18 protein-coding genes, 1 riboswitch and 1 other annotated feature are annotated in these 17706 nt (G+C 28.2%); of the genes, 1 reads left to right on the top strand and 17 read right to left on the bottom strand.

The annotated features are described in order from the left end of the window. Positions 1-275 precede the first annotated feature (275 nt). The 11 genes from ACFIJ5_RS10570 to ACFIJ5_RS10620 all read right to left on the bottom strand — a co-directional run bounded on the left by ACFIJ5_RS10570 (position 276) and on the right by ACFIJ5_RS10620 (position 13722). Positions 276-1520, bottom strand: a complete 1245-nt coding sequence (locus ACFIJ5_RS10570) for a WD40/YVTN/BNR-like repeat-containing protein (RefSeq protein ID WP_379806790.1) — start codon at positions 1518-1520, stop codon at positions 276-278. 541 nt (positions 1521-2061) lie between these two features. Beyond that, complete coding sequence (locus ACFIJ5_RS10575) at positions 2062-2283, bottom strand: hypothetical protein (RefSeq protein WP_379806792.1); 222 nt, start codon at positions 2281-2283, stop codon at positions 2062-2064. A gap of 52 nt (positions 2284-2335) precedes the next feature. After that, complete coding sequence (locus ACFIJ5_RS10580) at positions 2336-2833, bottom strand: HD domain-containing protein (protein WP_379806794.1); 498 nt, start codon at positions 2831-2833, stop codon at positions 2336-2338. A 49-nt stretch (positions 2834-2882) separates the two neighbouring features. Further along, on the bottom strand, positions 2883-3602 hold the full coding sequence (locus ACFIJ5_RS10585) for a metallophosphoesterase family protein (RefSeq protein ID WP_379806796.1): 720 nt from the start codon (positions 3600-3602) through the stop codon (positions 2883-2885). Positions 3603-3704: 102 nt separating this feature from the next. Continuing rightward, positions 3705-4151, bottom strand: coding sequence for a GNAT family N-acetyltransferase (locus ACFIJ5_RS10590; protein WP_379806798.1), 447 nt, complete (start codon positions 4149-4151; stop codon positions 3705-3707). A gap of 457 nt (positions 4152-4608) precedes the next feature. Then, the gene (locus ACFIJ5_RS10595) at positions 4609-6336 is read right to left on the bottom strand and encodes a diguanylate cyclase (RefSeq protein WP_379806800.1); all 1728 of its coding nucleotides are present in this window, start codon (positions 6334-6336) and stop codon (positions 4609-4611) included. 379 nt (positions 6337-6715) lie between these two features. Continuing rightward, entirely contained in the window at positions 6716-6874 is a 159-nt protein-coding gene (locus ACFIJ5_RS10600) for a hypothetical protein (protein WP_379806802.1), read from the bottom strand. 45 nt (positions 6875-6919) lie between these two features. Then, a complete protein-coding gene (locus tag ACFIJ5_RS10605; protein ID WP_379806804.1) occupies positions 6920-8452 on the bottom strand; it encodes a SulP family inorganic anion transporter in 1533 nt (510 codons plus the stop codon). A 148-nt stretch (positions 8453-8600) separates the two neighbouring features. After that, the gene (locus ACFIJ5_RS10610) at positions 8601-10265 is read right to left on the bottom strand and encodes a glutamine--tRNA ligase/YqeY domain fusion protein (protein ID WP_379806806.1); all 1665 of its coding nucleotides are present in this window, start codon (positions 10263-10265) and stop codon (positions 8601-8603) included. A 198-nt stretch (positions 10266-10463) separates the two neighbouring features. Next, positions 10464-12125, bottom strand: coding sequence for a glutamate--tRNA ligase (gene gltX, locus ACFIJ5_RS10615; protein WP_379806808.1), 1662 nt, complete (start codon positions 12123-12125; stop codon positions 10464-10466). 54 nt (positions 12126-12179) lie between these two features. Next, positions 12180-12406, bottom strand: a binding site (T-box leader). Positions 12407-12507: 101 nt separating this feature from the next. Next, positions 12508-13722, bottom strand: coding sequence for a GNAT family N-acetyltransferase (locus ACFIJ5_RS10620; protein WP_379806810.1), 1215 nt, complete (start codon positions 13720-13722; stop codon positions 12508-12510). 159 nt (positions 13723-13881) lie between these two features. On the opposite strand from ACFIJ5_RS10620, the gene ACFIJ5_RS10625 reads away from it, so the two are divergent. Beyond that, complete coding sequence (locus tag ACFIJ5_RS10625; RefSeq protein ID WP_379806812.1) at positions 13882-14340, top strand: hypothetical protein; 459 nt, start codon at positions 13882-13884, stop codon at positions 14338-14340. A 60-nt stretch (positions 14341-14400) separates the two neighbouring features. On the opposite strand, the gene ACFIJ5_RS10630 is transcribed toward ACFIJ5_RS10625, so the two are convergent. The 6 genes from ACFIJ5_RS10630 to ACFIJ5_RS10655 form a co-directional block, all read right to left on the bottom strand. Continuing rightward, the gene (locus ACFIJ5_RS10630) at positions 14401-15078 is read right to left on the bottom strand and encodes an HD domain-containing protein (protein WP_379806814.1); all 678 of its coding nucleotides are present in this window, start codon (positions 15076-15078) and stop codon (positions 14401-14403) included. Positions 15079-15371: 293 nt separating this feature from the next. After that, complete coding sequence (locus ACFIJ5_RS10635) at positions 15372-16544, bottom strand: phosphoribosylaminoimidazolecarboxamide formyltransferase (protein ID WP_379806816.1); 1173 nt, start codon at positions 16542-16544, stop codon at positions 15372-15374. Between the two features lie 44 nt (positions 16545-16588). Further along, positions 16589-16667: riboswitch (ZMP/ZTP riboswitch) on the bottom strand. A 130-nt stretch (positions 16668-16797) separates the two neighbouring features. Further along, complete coding sequence (locus ACFIJ5_RS10640; protein ID WP_379806818.1) at positions 16798-16941, bottom strand: hypothetical protein; 144 nt, start codon at positions 16939-16941, stop codon at positions 16798-16800. Between the two features lie 40 nt (positions 16942-16981). Further along, positions 16982-17134 (bottom strand): hypothetical protein, encoded by a 153-nt coding sequence (locus tag ACFIJ5_RS10645; RefSeq protein WP_379806820.1) that lies wholly within the window; start codon positions 17132-17134, stop codon positions 16982-16984. Positions 17135-17154: 20 nt separating this feature from the next. Then, positions 17155-17457, bottom strand: coding sequence for a histidine phosphatase family protein (locus ACFIJ5_RS10650; protein WP_379809591.1), 303 nt, complete (start codon positions 17455-17457; stop codon positions 17155-17157). Further along, positions 17458-17682 (bottom strand): hypothetical protein, encoded by a 225-nt coding sequence (locus tag ACFIJ5_RS10655; protein WP_379806822.1) that lies wholly within the window; start codon positions 17680-17682, stop codon positions 17458-17460. It abuts the gene before it with no gap. Between the last annotated feature and the right edge of the window lie 24 nt (positions 17683-17706).

The raw sequence follows: 17706 nt of genomic DNA on the forward strand, positions 1-17706 counted from the left end.
TACTCAACTTTTGCAGGACAAAATACTGTCTAGCGAAGGGAAATGATATATTGCGTAAGAAACATTTGAACAAACAATTAGTAATTCTTGGTCTAAAAATTTATTATTACGTTAAGAAAAACTCATTGTTTGAGTGTAGCGAGTTTGAGTTTTTTAGTAATAATAAATTTTTAGACCTTAGAATTACTTTGTGAAGTGAAAAGTTTCCTAGCAAGATATCATTTTCCGTAGCGACCATTTTCATGTGCAAAAGTTGAACTGCTTACTAATTATAATCATTCCCCCGCAGTAACACCATCAAACTTCCATGTTAATCCATAATCCTCTGTTGTAAACTTGGCCATTTTTCCTTTTCCTAAATCCCCATTTTCACCCTGTTTAACAAGTATTACACCTTTTTTTCCTTCAAACTTTGGACGTTGTGCTTGGGTAAATTTATTTTTATATTGGGCAGGCAATGGAAGTTTTAATTTTATCCAACTATTTCCCTTATCAACTGTATATCTTATATTAGGATATTCGTCATATGATCTGTAACATATGAATCCTATCGTATCCGTTGAAAACGCTGCTCCATTTACAAAAGTATATGTTATATCATTTGTATCTCCTATTTTATTCCATGTAGTACCGTCATCATTTGTTTCATAAGCATAAGTCATTACTGAAGACATTGCTCTATCCCCTGTAGCCACAACATGTCCATTTTTATCAGATGTAAAATCTAAAAACAGTTTCCTGCTTCCCTTTGTTTCATCACTAACTACCGATTTGCTCCAAGTTACTCCCATATCTTTTGATGTTAAAACAGTTATGGGAAATTTATCGCTTCCACCATATACAAAACTTGTGTTTTTGGGTGTAATGATAAAACTTCCCATTTGAAGTTTATTACTCTTTGATAATGTTTCTCCCCTATCAAAAAATATATTCGCATCAAAAGGCACATCAATCCAATTTTTTCCTCCATCATATGTTACTTTTATATTATGTCCATCTATATAATAGTTCTTATGTATTGCTCCTAAAATTTCTTTCTTTTCCTTTGCTTCTTTCAAAATTTCAGACTTATCATTAGAACGTTTAAATTTTTCTTTGTCTGCAATTTTATAAACATAATTATCTGAAATTTTTATTTTCAATATCCAACTTGCTTCAAGTTTTCTATTTTTAATTTTTCCCCAGCTCCTATGAGTTCTATTATTTTGAGGAATAAGATTAAAATCTACCTTTATAACCATTTCATCCTTATTAAACTCAAGTATTTTTTCTTTTTCAACTTTAAGATTTCTGATACTTGCTTTATCCTCATTTGATTTATCTAAAAATGTTTTCATATAAACATTGATTAATTTCCCACCAATATTTAATAAATCTTCATCATTATTTACTATTGAAAATACTTTTCCTTTATTCTCTCCATCATCAATCTTTTGTTCTTTAAAGTTTAAAGAAGCCATTACTGAAATAATCACTACAATGCATATGCTTAATAAAGTTATCCATTTTTTCTTTTTCATAAACTACATCTTGTCCTTTCCTTAGCTTTAATTGAATCATGTGATTCTATTAAATATTGTAATTTCACCATAAATTATACCATAATAATACATATATTATAATTTTATCTTTAAAAGTTGGATGTCTTGCTATTTCACTATTGCCACTTTGAAAAACATTAGTTTGTTACTTAATTCAACTTTCACAGGTGAAAAATAGCCGCTACGGGAAATGATATCTTGCTCAGAAACTTTTCACTTCAATAACAAGTTCAAATGTTTCTTACGCAATATATCATTTTCCTTCGCTAGATAGTATTTTTGTACTGCGAAAGTTGAGTTACTTAATTTAAAAATAGAAAGACCAACATATCGTAGTTTTACTTTTTTAATTAAACTTCAAGTAAAACCATTTATTGGAGCACATAATACTATAGGAATTGATCCGTATTATTGTCATTCCATTTGGCAAATACTTCATTGTAAATTTCACTAAAAAACATTTGAATATACCATATTTTATAATTATGTTTTTTGTAAAATTCATGATATATAAATATTATTATAATTTATCGTTTTTGCCTACTAGTACATTTACTACCCCAATAACAAATATTAATATTCCTATTAACATAAATGAATGTATAAACCCATTTAATATGGTAATATATTCACCAGATAAATTTTTATTACGATAGATTATGTTAATTGTCTTGTATCCCAAAGGTGCACTTAAAAATATTATAATAAATGATATTAAAAAATATTTTATTTGTTTTTTCACTTTTATTCCTCCAATCATAAAATTTCAATCTAATCTTTAAAAATTTGCAATATTATTCCTTCCATACATCTTCTTTTTCAATTTCTTCTCTTGATATATTTATAAAGCTTTTCATTTTAAATAAAAGCCAATTTATTGTTTTTTTATCATTTACAAATTGAATGTAATTGCTATTGTCCATAATATCTGCTGCTTTTATAATTAATGCCTCTTTTCCATACTCCTTGCATCTATTAAACATATCTTGAAACTGCTCAGTTTTATCACCAATTGATGTATTAAAAGAATTTGCAGCCACAATTTTAGTTACTCTAATCCCAAACTTATCATTCAAATCATTTATTGAAGTTTCAGTATCCTCTAAAATATCATGTAATAATCCCCCTAAAACAATATCTTGATTATATCCCTTTTTATACAAGTAAAAACCAACTCTTATACTATGAAGAAGAACTGGCTTGCTATTATGTCCTGTTGCATTTAATGCAATTGCAAGAAATTCAATAGCACTGTTCATTGAATTTTCTAATTGAGTATTTATCTTATTCATTTTTAAACTCCTTTTCACAAAAACATTAAATAAATTCTAAATCACATATTTATTTTACTCCATAAAAAAATTTATTAACAACTTCATATGCTGGATACTTAATAGATTCAACTTCTCTTAAAACACTTTGCAAGTCATATTCAGCAAAAACTTTTTCAAAAATAGGCTTTTTGTCGTCTATGGTTAAGATTCCCCCTTGAGCAATTCCTTCACAAGTACTAGTGCATCCTAATGAACCACAGTTGATGTACATTTTGTCATTTCCATAGACTATAGAACCATTGTGGTCATGTCCATACAATATAATGTCTGCCTCAATATTTGAGAACATTTTTTCGCAATCAGTAATACTAGGATTAGGCGTAAAATTTATATATTTATTTGCTTCATTTATTGAATAATGAACTACCGATATTTTAGTTCCTCCTCTATTTAAATGTAATCTGTATGGTAATTGTTTAATATATTTTTTTGAATCATCACTTAATAAACTATGTTCCCATTTATGATGTAAACATTCATCTTCATTCATATCATCAGAATATGGCTTTTTAATGCCATTTATAAGATATTTTTCATGGTTTCCCAAAACACATTTAATATTTTTAAGTGATTTTATTCTCTGTACTGTTTCTTCAGGAAATGGTCCAATTCCAATAATATCTCCACAACATAATATTTCGTCACATCCTTTTTCTTTAAATAATTCGAGTATAGAATTAAGTGCTATAACGTTATTATGAACATCTGTAAATATTCCTATCTTCATATATAATCCCCCCCTCTATTGTTTTCATAATACCCCATAAATTCTTTAATAATTTCACAATATTCTGCTATTTTATATTATTACTTTCAAATATTACACATATTATTTAATTGTATATTGGAATATCAGTTCCCCATTTACATCTTTTTCATTTATATATTTAAATCCAATGCTTTTATATAAATTATAGGCTAATATATTTTGCTCAAATACACTTAAATATACAGTATTTACCCCATACTCTTTTGAAACTATGTCAATAAGTTTCATCATTGCAATTCTCCCAAATCCTCTACATTGGTATTTTTTATCTATCATTATTCTATCAATCCAAGTATCTTTATTAGGTCCAAAAGAGCCATACATAGCAAACCCAATAATATCATTGTTACAATGTATAGCTACCGGATGCCATTTATCCCAAGTATTAGCTTCTTCTAAACACTCATCTACAGTTTCAATAAAATTCACTTGTTCATGTTTCAATTTTATTCTTCTAACTATATCTTCATTAGTATTATCAATATCTCTAAAATATATATTACACACAACATTACCCCCATACGATTTATAAATTTTACATAAACATAAAACTTTCGCAGGTGAAAAACAACCGCTACGGGAAATGATATCTTGCTCAGAAACCTTTCACTTCAGTAACAAGTTCTAAGCTTTACTCATATTGAAAAAAGATTTTTTAATTAATATTCCGTAGGAATCAGTAATTAAAAAATAACTTTTTTCAAATTCGTAAAGCTAAGAACTTGTAAACTTTGTTCAAATGTTTCTTACACAATATATCATTTTCCTTCGCTAGACAGTATTTTTGTCCTGCGAAAGTTGAATTACCTTATGATTAATGGGATGATTATCAAATTAACATCCCATATTCCTTCGACATAATTTATTAATATTTTATAACAATTATACCATAATTTACATAAAAATAGGAGCATAAGCTCCTATTTTTTATTTATTACAATTTTATATCATAGTTCAACAAAAATTATTCCCATAAATAATACTGATCGCCGCCATTTTTTTTAGCTTTATACATGGCCTTATCACTTCTCTTAATAAGAGTCTCAATATTGTTTAGTTTTTCAGTACTTTTAGCAATTCCAATACTTACCCCTATGTTATAAACATTTTCATTTTTTACAAAAGGTTTTTTCACTTCATCAATAATTCTGTGTGTAATTTTTGCGATTTCATTATTATTTTCAGCAGTAACAATTACTATAAATTCATCTCCACCATAACGACAGATAATATCTGTACTCCTTAATATTTTTCTCAATCTTTCACCCATTTCCTGCAGAATAAAATCTCCTATTTTATGACCAAAGGTATCATTAATGTATTTAAAGCGATCAAGATCAAGAAACATTACATATTTATTTTCATTCTTATTTTTACTAAAAAAATCATCCTCCATTTTAGCAAGATAAGCTCTATTATATAAACCAGTTAATGGATCTAGAATTACTTTTGCTTCAAGAATATCATTTTTTCTAATAATAGTTAAAAATTGCTGAAGCGTAATAAGTAAACAACAAATAACAAAATTAAGAACACCAAAAGGCAGCCATGACACTGGACCTCTTATAAAAATTTCTTGACACAATGATACAATTATTCCAAAAACACCAAAGAGCATTAATTCTGATCCCTTTTGCCTATTAAGATTCGCTCTAATAATACAAAATAAGAAATATAATGCAAACAAAATAGACAACCATTTGTTAGGTTCTATAAATGAGGAGTATACCTTGTTTGGTGTAATTAATGTGATAAATAAAGAAAAAACTATATAAGAATAAAAAAAGCGTTTAATATACTTTGAATATTTTTTAATTTCAAATAAGTGAACAATAAACAAACCCCAAACAGGTAAAATCATATAAGTTGTAAGGAATTCCGCTCTTACGAGGATATGCCAATTTAATTGGGAAAGCATATCGGAAATAAGCCTCTGGCCTACCAATAATGTTCTCAAACTGATAACAAAACATAAAATAGAAAAATATAGCGTCGTTTTATCTTTTCTATATATGAGAAATAATCCTAAACTAAATAAAGCTATAGTCAATACTGTTGAAAATATAAACATATCTTTGGCTTTGTTTTTATTTGAATAAGATAGTATATCTTTAACTTTACCAATTTTTATACTGTTCCAAAAACCACCTGTATAATAATCAAAATTAGCAATCTCCATTACCAATTCAACTTCACCGTTTTCATCTGTCTGAAATACACTTGTTGTTGGATTCCACTGTGGTATATATGTTTTAGGTTCCTTACTTACAACACCATTGGATGCAATTTTTTTGTTATTGGCAAATAAATTATACGCTACTGCCTGATCTGGCAATTCAACACCATAAATTTCTAAAGGCTTTAATCCATGAACCTTCAACTTGTATGTACAGACTCCATAAGGCGAAAGGTCTATGTCTGTATAATCTTCCCATGAGCCATATACTTTTTCAAAGTTTGGTACAACATTTTCATTTATATCGTTCTTCAATAAATTAGGATAACAACTCCATTTACCCTTCAACGCAACAATCTGATCTTTATTCCAATTCCAGTTCTTAAAACTAACATTACCTTTAGTTGCAAAATTATCAGCAGTATTTTTGCTTTCAGATATAAAAAGAATATATGTGAATAACATAAATGCCATGATAAGTATTATCAAAACTAAACTACTACGTTGTTTCTTCACATGCTTCACCTAACTTCCTGTTATTTAAAAGAAAAAGTCTATTAATTTCTTTTCTATCTATTTATATTTATTTTGGATTTAATATATTAATATTACCTTTATAATTTTCTAATTTTCTCTTAAAATATCATATATTATTGCACCATACTTTATTTATGTTTAGTACCAATTATACCACAATCTCATGAAAAATTGAGTATATGCCCCCTATTTCTTTATTTTACATAGTTTTCCCCATATTTCTTTCTTAATTAAAGAAATTGTATTAAACAATATAACTATACCCGTTATAAAATCAACCTTTTTTATCAAAAAAATAATACTGGTAACTACATTAAACCCTTAAAGACTTCCAATGTAATTACCAGTAATTCATTTTCTATTTATCAAACAATCCGCCTTGTTTGGTATTTCTAAACGCCTTCTTATATTCACCGATTTTTTTATTCACTACTCTATTAGTAGATCCTTGTTGTGAACTTTTCTTCTTTTTTTCTTCAATGATTTTTTTCATTAGTTCAATATTATTATTTGACATACCATAACACTCCTTTAATATTTCTATATTACCACTATACTACATCTATGCCAAAGCATCGTCTGCAACATGATATGTAGGATCTTCAATTATATTTACTTCCAATATATCATCTGCCTCTTTTATTAATTGATGACACTCACTACTTAAGTGCCTTAGGTGAAGTTTTTTTCCTAACTTCCTGTACTTTGCCGTTAATGTATTTATAGCATCTATACCTGAATGATCAAAAACTCTTGCATATTTAAAATCAATAATAATTTCATTTGGATCATTTTTAATGTCGAAAACTTCTACAAAATCACGTGCTGAACCAAAGAACACTGCACCTCTTACATAGTACTCTTTAATTCCATTTTCATATACCTTAGGTTCAACATCTATTTTCTTACCTTTTTTCCATGCAAAAACAAGTGCTGATACAATAACACCAGTTGCTACTGCAATAGCTAAATCTGTAAAAACTGTAACAATTGAAACTAAAACTATAACAAAGGCATCACTTTTAGGTATATTTTTCATAATTCTAAAACTTGCCCACTCAAAAGTACCTATTACTACCATAAACATTACACCTGTTAATGCTGCTAAAGGTATTCTTTCTATAAGACTTGATCCAAATAATATAAATCCTAATAAAAATATAGCTGCTGATATTCCTGATAATCTTTTACGTCCACCAGAATTAATATTAATCATACTCTGCCCTATCATAGCGCATCCACCCATTCCACCAAAAAAGCCTGTAACTATATTTGCAATACCTTGGCCGATACATTCCCTATTACCTCTTCCTCTTGTTTCAGTAATTTCATCTATAAGTGTTAATGTCATAAGAGATTCCATTAGTCCAATTGATGCAAAAATAAGTGAATACGGTAATATTATTTTAAAACTCTCTAAATTTAACGGAACATGAGGTATTCTAAATTGAGGTAATCTACCCCCAACTTTAGCAACATCTCCTACAATTTTTGTATCTATTCCTAAATAATTTACTAATAAAGATACCGTTACAATAGCTGCTAATGCTGCTGGTATTACTTTTGTTAATTTGGGTAAAAAATAAATTATAACCATTGTTAATAAAACTAATCCAATCATTGTCCATAATTGTGTTCCAGCCATCCATTGTAATTCTCCATTAGATCCTTTTACCTTAAATTGATTTAACTGCGCTAGGAAAATAACAATGGCAAGTCCATTAACAAAACCTAACATTACAGGTTGTGGAATGAATCTTACAAATTTACCTAATTTTAATAATCCAATTATAATTTCAATAATTCCCATCACAATTACTGCTAAAAATAAGTAGTCTACTCCATTCTTAGCTACAAGTTCTACCATTACAACTGCTAATGCTCCTGTTGCCCCTGAAATCATGCCAGGTCTTCCGCCTAAAATAGATGTTATAAATCCTACTAAAAATGCAGCATATAACCCAACTAAAGGTTTTACTCCTGCAACTATAGCAAAAGCTACAGCTTCTGGAACTAAAGCTAATGCAACTGTAAGTCCGGATAACACTTCCTTTTTCACATTAATTTCCTTGTTTATCATTTGTTTAAATATCATATATTTCCTCCTGTTCAAATGGTGTTACAAAGGATAATCATATCATAAATATTCAGTAGAATCTATAGTGAACTTTAACTCTAGAGGAGTTCCATATAAACTGGATGGAATAGTAAAAAGTGTCGAGAAAAACTCGACACTTACACTTTTATTTTTTTAGCTTAAATGAACTTTTAAGTGATACTATTCTATTAAATACTAACTTTTCATCAGTAGTATATTTTGGATCTACTGTAAAGAATCCCTTTCTGATAAATTGGAACTTATCTTGTGGTTTAGCATTTTCTATAGCTGTTGGCTCAATAAATCCTTGTAATACTTCCAATGAGTTTGGATTTATTTGTTCTAAGAAATTCTTTCCTTCATTTTCTTCTACATCATCTAATATTAAAGGTTCAAACAATCTAAATTCTACACGTTTTGCTGCTTTAGCTTCTACCCAGTGAATAGTTGCTTTTACTTTTCTTCCTTTAAATCCTGAACCTGATTTTGTTTCTGGATCATACGTACAATGTATCTCTGTAACTTCACCATTTTCATCTTTTATAACATCTGTACATTTAACAAAATATGCACCCTTTAATCTTACTTCGTTTCCAGGGAATAATCTGAAATATTTTCTTACTGGAACCTCCATAAAATCTTCTTGTTCTATATATAACTCTCTTGAAAATGGTACAAGTCTCTTTCCTTGACTTTCATCTTTAGCATTATTTTCTATTTCTAACATTTCTGTTTGACCTTCTGGATAGTTTGTAATAACTAATTTTAAAGGTTCTATAACAGCCATTGCTGATGGTGTTTTTAATCTCAAATCTTCTCTTATGAAATATTCTAACATTTGAGAATCTACTAATGAATTAGATTTAGCTACACCTATTTCTGTACAGAAGTTTCTTATAGCTTCTGTTGTATATCCTCTTCTTCTTAATCCACATACAGTAGGCATTCTTGGGTCATCCCATCCATCAACTATTCCTTCATCAACTAATTGTTTTAATTTTCTTTTACTCATAACTGTATTAGTCATGTTTAATCTTGCAAATTCAATTTGTCTAGGAATAGATTCCATTTCACATTCTCTTACAACCCAATCATATAGCGGTCTATGATCCTCAAACTCTAAAGTACATATTGAGTGAGTTACTCCTTCTATAGCATCTTCTATTGGATGCGCAAAGTCATACATTGGATATATGCACCATTTATCTTTTGTATTATGATGTTCTACATGGGCAATTCTATAAATTATAGGATCTCTCATATTCATATTTGGAGAAGTCATATCTATTTTAGCTCTTAATACCTTTTCTCCATCTTTAAATTCACCTTTTCTCATTCTTTCAAATAAGTCAAGATTTTCTTCAACAGTTCTATTTCTATAAGGACTTTCTTTTCCCGGTTTAGTTAAAGTTCCTCTATATTCTCTCATTTCTTCTGGAGTTAAATCACAAACATAAGCTAATCCCTTTTTAATTAAAAGAATTGCTTTTTCATACATTGTATCAAAATAATTTGATGCAAAAAATACTTCATCCCAGTTACCACCAAGCCATTTTACATCTTCTTTAATTGACTCAACATATTCAGTATCTTCTTTAATAGGGTTTGTATCATCAAATCTTAAATTAAATTTTCCGTTAAACTCTTGTGCTAATCCTGAATTTAAGATTATTGATTTAGCATGACCTATATGTAAATAACCATTCGGCTCTGGAGGGAAACGAGTTATTATTTTATCATGTTTTCCAGTATTTAAGTCTTCAATAATTATATTTCTTATGAAGTTAGATGATTTAGTTTCATTAGACATATTATTACCTCTCTTATTAATTATTTTTACACATAAAAGCATTTACTATTTTTATGTACAATTACATTTATTATTAATTTTAATCTAATATACTCAAAAAATAAAGTCATTAAATAGTAAATTTTAATAATTAGTCTGTTTTTTTTCAAAATTCGATAAAAAGACCAGATTTTAAGCTAGTCTTCTTATCTACTTATATTATATTTCTAAAAATTTTTCAAATCTTTCTTTTACTTTATCTTTACCTAAAATATTCATAATAGTATAAATATCAGGTGTATTACTTCTATGTGCTAAAGCTACTCTTACTGCACCTGCAACATCTGAAATCATACCTTTATATTGATCTGGATTTGCTTTATATTCTTTTCTCTTTGCACAATATCCTAAATCTAAACCAATTGCTTTTAAATCTGCAAACCATTCCTCTTGGCTAGCAGCATTAGCATTGTATTTATTCATATATACTTTTATTACTTCTTTTGCTGCTTCTAGTGTTAGTGTTTTTGGTAATTCAACTTGTTCAGCAGTTTCTTTGTAGAATAATTCATCAAAGAAATAGAATATTTTTTCTTTTACATCATCCCACTTAGCATAGTCTTTTCTTGGTTTTGGATCCTCTCTGTCTATATTAAATATTTCTTTAGACATTTTTTCATCAGCTGTAACTAATTCATACATTTCTTTATCGAATTCTTTTGCCCAAGCTACATAATAATCATAAACTTCATCTGCCTTCATTTTGGAAATAACATTTTTACTTACATCATTTAATTTTACTATATCAAATAAAGCTCCTGATTTACTCATTTTATCTAAATCTACTGGGAACTCATGATAATCAGCTGCAGGATTTTCTGCTCTCCACTCTTCAAAAGTTGAGTTTATGATGTTTAATAAATATTCAATAACTGAAACTGTTGGATATCCAACTTCTTTATAATAAGAAACAGCAGCTTCAGGATCTTTTCTTTTTGATAACTTTCTCTTTGAACCATTATCATTTTTCATTATTGTTGGAATATGAGCATATTCCGGTCTTTTTAAACCTAACATTTCAAATAATTGAATATGTATAGGTAATGATGATAACCATTCTTCTCCTCTTATAACATTAGTAGTTCCCATTAAAGAATCGTCTACACCATGTGCAAAATGGTATGTTGGTAATCCATCACTTTTTATTATAACAATATCTTGATTATTTTCTGGGAATGATAAGTCTCCTTTTATTAAATCATGTATTTCAACTCTATTTTCTGCATTTCCTGGTGATTTTAATCTTAATATATACTCTTCTCCTGCTTCTATTTTAGCTATAGCTTCTTCTGGACTTAAATTTCTATACTTAGCATATTTTCCATAATATCCTGGTGTTACTTTTTCAGCTACTTGTTTTTCTCTTAAAGCTGCTAATTCCTCAACAGTACAGAAACATGGATAAGCTAATCCTTTAGCTACTAAATCCTTAGCAAAAGTCTTATATATTTCAGCTCTTTGACTTTGTCTGTATGGACCATATTCACCCTTAAAAGTTTCTTGTCCTGTCATACCTTCATTAAAATCCATTCCAAAGTTATGCATTGTTTGAATTGTGTCTTCAATTGCACCTTCAACTTCTCTTTTTTGGTCTGTATCCTCTATTCTTAAATAGAAAACACCTTCACTTTGACTTGCTAATCTTTCATTTATTAAAGCTGCAAATATTCCTCCGATATGTTGAAACCCTGTTGGTGATGGGGCATATCTAACAACCTTTGCACCTTTTTTTAAATTTCTCTTTGGATATTTTTGAATATAATATTCTGGTGTCTTATCAACGTCAGGAAATATTACATTAGCCAATTTTTCTAAACTCATTTTTATTCCTCCTAAAAAAAACTATATATAAATATAAAAACTTCCGTCCTAAAACCTTAGGACGGAAGTTAATTCCGCGTTACCACCTAAATTGATTAAGTAAAAGTAAACTTAATCCACTCATTATCTCTATATGGGGAGAATACCCTAAACCTACTACGCAACAAAGCTTTCAATTTAAACTCCAGAGCTTCTTTCTACAGAATTAAATATTAGGCTTTCACTATCCCTAACTCGCTTTAAATCAATCTCTATATACTCTTCTCCTTCAACGCAATTATCAATATTAGTTTTTATAAAATATACTACTATTATACATATTCAACTGATTATTGTAAATAGTATACTTCATTTATATTCATAAATGCTTATGCCTAAACTTTTATAATTCAAAAGTATTTTCTATAACGTTTGGTAATACACTGTATATAGATTTCCCCATTTTTTTCTCAAAGTAATTTTTCAATTCCATAAAAGCTTTCCATTTTGTAACTATATATTCATTCACTCCATGTCTCAAAGCAACATCAACTAATCTTTTTTCCATTAGTGTAAAACCATTTGGCAATGCTAATGCATCACATAATTGTATTAATTTATCATAATCATCATATTCCACTTTACTAAAAAAATCTTTAACAATTTTATAATCTTCATTATTACAACTCTTATTTACAACTTCTTCAATATCATTAATACTTTTAGATGGGCAGGAATGAGTCATACAAATTTTGGCTAATAAATCATAGCCCAATTTCTTAGAATAGTTATAACCAACTAACATGTGTCCTATAGTTGTTAGTCCATTTGTCAGACCATTTCTCCTTCCAATATCATGAAGCATTCCTAATACATATGCTACCTCTGAATTTAATTCTTCGCAATTTTCAGATATTAATTTAGCTGCTTGAGCAGTCCAAAGCGAATGTTGTACCCATCGTCCTGGAAATATTTTTTCTGCTTCCTCTAATAATACTCTTGCTTCCTGTAATGTAGGAACATCTTTTTTTCTCAACTGCTTAAACCTATTCCAAAATAATTCTTTATTCAATTTAAAAGTTAAATCATCATACATATTTCCTCTAACTTTTCTAAAATTAATTTCTCTACTTACCACTTCAAATCCACATTTTTTAGCAAGTCCTATCATCCTGTAATTTCCTGACCATGTTTGTGTATATATGTCTGACACATATTCTGATTTTAACAAATAAGAGATAAATAGTGAAAATGCTAACTCGCCCAATTTTTTACCTCTAAATTTATTATTTGCAATATCAATTCCTATTGCAAACTTTGATTTATCTCCATCAATAAAATAGGATGAAACCCATCCAATATGCTTTCCATTTATATTACATATTTCTAATCTCCTACGTATTATAGGCGTTTCTGCATTTGATTTTTCAAATAAACGATCTTTTAATTCTTCTATATTAGAATTTTCTTCTTTTTCCCAAGGAGCATCCCAATCTTGCCATTCAATTTCATTTGTATTCCAAACTATATAATCATCAACATCTTCCATACACATATCTCTTAAAAATATATCTTGATTATAAATTTTGAATACATCTTCACTAATTTCACTTTCCATCTTATATTCCTCACTTTCCCCTATAATTTTCTTCCTTTCTCATCTAATTCATCAATCCAAAAGCCTTTTTCATTACACTTCATAAAAATTACAATTATTTTCCATATTCATAAAACCCATTACATAGTGTATAATAATATAAGAAGGAGCGTGTTATTTATGGAGCAAATATTAAATCAAATATTATCTGAACTTAAACAACTTAACAATAATCAGCAATCTATGCAGTCTCAAATTAAAGAACTTAATAATAATCAAAAATCTATGCAATCTAATATTAAAGAACTTAGCAATAATCAGAAATCTATGCAATCTAATATTAAAGAACTTAACAATAATCAAAAATCCATGCAATCTCAGATTAAAGAACTTAACAATAACCAACACTCCATGCAGTCTCAAATTAAAGAAAATACTCATATATTAAAAGCTTTAGAGCATAAAGTTGATGTTATTAAAGCTGAACAAGAAAATATGAAACATGACGTAGCTAATGTATGCGGTGATACAAAAGCAATAAAAAAAGATGTAGAAAATATAGCTAAAGACTTAAACTTTGTTGAAGTTGCTACTGGTAAAAATATGACTGACATAGCTTATCTTAAATCTATAAAATAACCAATACATATGTTATGAATAATCAATTCTTTTATATCATGACGTAAAAACAAACTATACTTATTCAAGTATTTTATCTATTAGTTTTTTACCATTAGAGTAATTTCTATTTACCTCTTTGAATAAATTCATAAAGTATAAGTCCATTGTTTTTTGTTGTTCTATTCCAATTTCTTTTGCTTTTTGAGTATTTAGTTTTAGAAACAATTTATTTAGTTTTCGATTATATTCTCTAAATAAAGATGCCTCTTCTGATGGTAATCCTTTAGTAGGTAGTTTGTCATTTCCAACTAAATATAAAGGTTCTTTAATTTGTCCTCCAAATAAAATTGCTCTTGCAGTCCCTACAGTTCCTGTCAAATCTAATTTATCTGCATCAAAAATAATTTTTGCTTCTATTGTTTGTGGTTTTAAATTCTTTTTATACCTATGGGTAAGAATACAATCAGCAACATGATTTGCTTTTTCTTCACTATATCCATTATTAATCAAAAATTCCTTTGCTTTTTCACTTCCTATTTTGGCATGACAAAGACTTGGATTTCTTATTTCATCTATTCTACCTATATCATGTAAAAGTGCTGATATTATTACAACTTCCGTATCTATTTTTTCGATAGTATCAGCAATTTGAATTGCATAATTCAAAACTCTATATACATGTAAACAATCGTGAGCAGTATCATTCATATTCTTTAACATAAATCTTTCAATTTTTTCAAATTCTTCTCTTTTCATATTTTGCTACTCCTTTAACTCAATGTTATAAAATAATTTTACTTCATAATAAATTACAATTCTTACTTAACTAGTAACAATTATACCATATAACTTTAATTAATTTACATATATTTACTCATTTTTCACCGTACTATTCAATTTTCAAAAAACATTTTGGAGCTGTCGCATTAAGAAATTTACATACAATGTATTGTTTTTTCAATTTTAAATGAACACAATATATTGTAGTATTTACTTTTAGTGCAACAGCCCCAATAGTAACTAAAAATTATAATTAAACTTTTTATAAATTAATGTTCAAAAAGACGAATTCCTGTAAATGCCATGGCAATATTGTATTGGTCACATACTTCAATTACATTATCATCTCTTATTGAACCTCCTGGTTGTGCAATATACTCAACTCCACTTTTCCTTGCTCTTTTAATATTATCTCCAAATGGGAAAAAGGCATCTGAACCCAATGCTACCCCGTTTAAATTTTTTAACCATTCTATTTTTTCACTACTTGTCAAAGGCTCTGGTCTTTTTACAAAAGTATTTTCCCATATTCCATCACTTAAAATATCCATATAATCATCAGATAGATATACATCTATTGCATTATCCCTGTCAGCTCTTTTTAAATTATCTTTAAATTGTAAATTTAGAACCTTAGGATTTTGTCTTAAATACCATATATCTGCTTTATTTCCTGCCAATCTTGTACAATGAATTCTTGATTGTTGACCTGCTCCTATACCAATTGCTTGTCCATCTTTTACATAACAAACAGAATTAGACTGAGTATATTTTAAAGTAATCAAAGCTATTATTAAATCTCTTTTAGCATTTTGTGAAATTAATTTATTCTTTGTAGGTAAATTTTTGAATACATCTCCCGTTATCTTTATATCATTTCTTCTCTGTTCAAATGTAATTCCATATAAATCTTTTGTTTCCAATTCTCTTGGTTCATAATTCTCATCTATTTGAATGATAACATATGTTCCTTTACGTTTTCTTTTTAAAATATCTAAGGCTTCTTTTGAATAAGATGGGGCAATTATACCATCAGAAACTTCACGTAGTAAAAATCTTGCGGTTTGTTCATCACACTCATCAGATAAAGCTGCAAAATCTCCATAAGAAGACATTCTATCAGCTCCTCTAGCTCTAACATACGCAGTAGCAATATCTGATAATTCTATACCTTCTACAAAGTATATTTTTTTCAACGTTTCATTTAATGGAATTGCAACTGCTGCTCCTGCAGGGCTTACGTGTTTAAATGATGTAGCGGCAGCTAATCCTGTAGCTTCTTTTAGTTCTTTCACTAATTGCCAGCTGTTAAGCGCATCTAAAAGATTAATATATCCTGGATTTCCATTTAATATTTTTACTGGTAATTCTCCTTCTTTTGCATAAATTCTTGATGGTTTTTGATTTGGATTACATCCATACTTTAATTCTAATTCTTTCATATTGATACACTCCTTTTAGTATAAGAAAAGAGCCTACTATCTGGGCTCTTTGCCCAGACGGTCGGCTCATATTCGCTATACTTCATGTGGTTAATTCCACTTCCGTCAGTCGTATAACTCTAATTAATTTATATCATTTTTTGCTCAAATTGTCAAAATATTTTTGAAAACTTAAACTTTTTACTATTATTTCTCCACAGCATGTATTATTTCTTTACTAAACATTTCTGCTGGCGAACCATCATCATTTCCATTACTTTTCAATAGGAAACCATCGTATATGAGTTATTATATTACCTTTAGGATATCTAAATTCATAAATTGCTTTCCCATTTTTTGAATAAGCAATTCCATTAAAATCGTTCCATCTTATTTGTTTATTCCATTTAAAAACCATAGGTTTATTCTCCTCTGAAGTAATATTCAGCATCACAAGTCTACTTATCAAATTTATTATTATTTTTCTCTATATAAATATCTAATGCTTTTATTCCTCTATGAGCAAGTTTAACAAATAGTATGAATCCATATATCCCAATACCTATAAGTGCAGTATATATAAATATTATAATTATTGAAAAAAGCTCCATTTTTAATCTCCTCCTAACAATTACTCCATTGCTCTTTTCACAGCTTTACTTTTCTTGCTGTAACTATTATCATTTATAGATTCTACCGTAAAACTTCCATTTTCATATATAATCTTAGATATACTTAAGTTGTCCATATTTCTTACGTTAAAACTTTTATCCAAATAATCAATAATTAATCTAATTATTCCTCCATGAACTACTATAAGAACGTTTTCTAAATTGTCATCACAATTTTCTATACATATCTCTTCTAAACTTTTCATAACTCTTTTTATCACTGTATCATAATCTTCTGCTTCGTTTGTTTCATCATTTCTAATTTAAAGCGTTATGTATTTTTGATATAATTCCCCTCTTCTATCCTTTAAATAAAATGGATTTTTCATATGTCCACTTTTACCTTCTCTTATATTATTCAAACTTTCTAAATCCAAATCAAAAAATATTATATTTTCATCATCCTTTTTATACGATTCAACTAATTTTCCAAGTGGATTCCATACCAAAGAATTCATCTGCACCAAAGCAATTTTAAACGTATCCATATGTTTTCCTCCTCAAAATTCTCA

Origin of the sequence: Haloimpatiens myeolchijeotgali, from assembly GCF_042688525.2 — a bacterium.
Classification (GTDB): domain Bacteria; phylum Bacillota; class Clostridia; order Clostridiales; family Clostridiaceae; genus Haloimpatiens.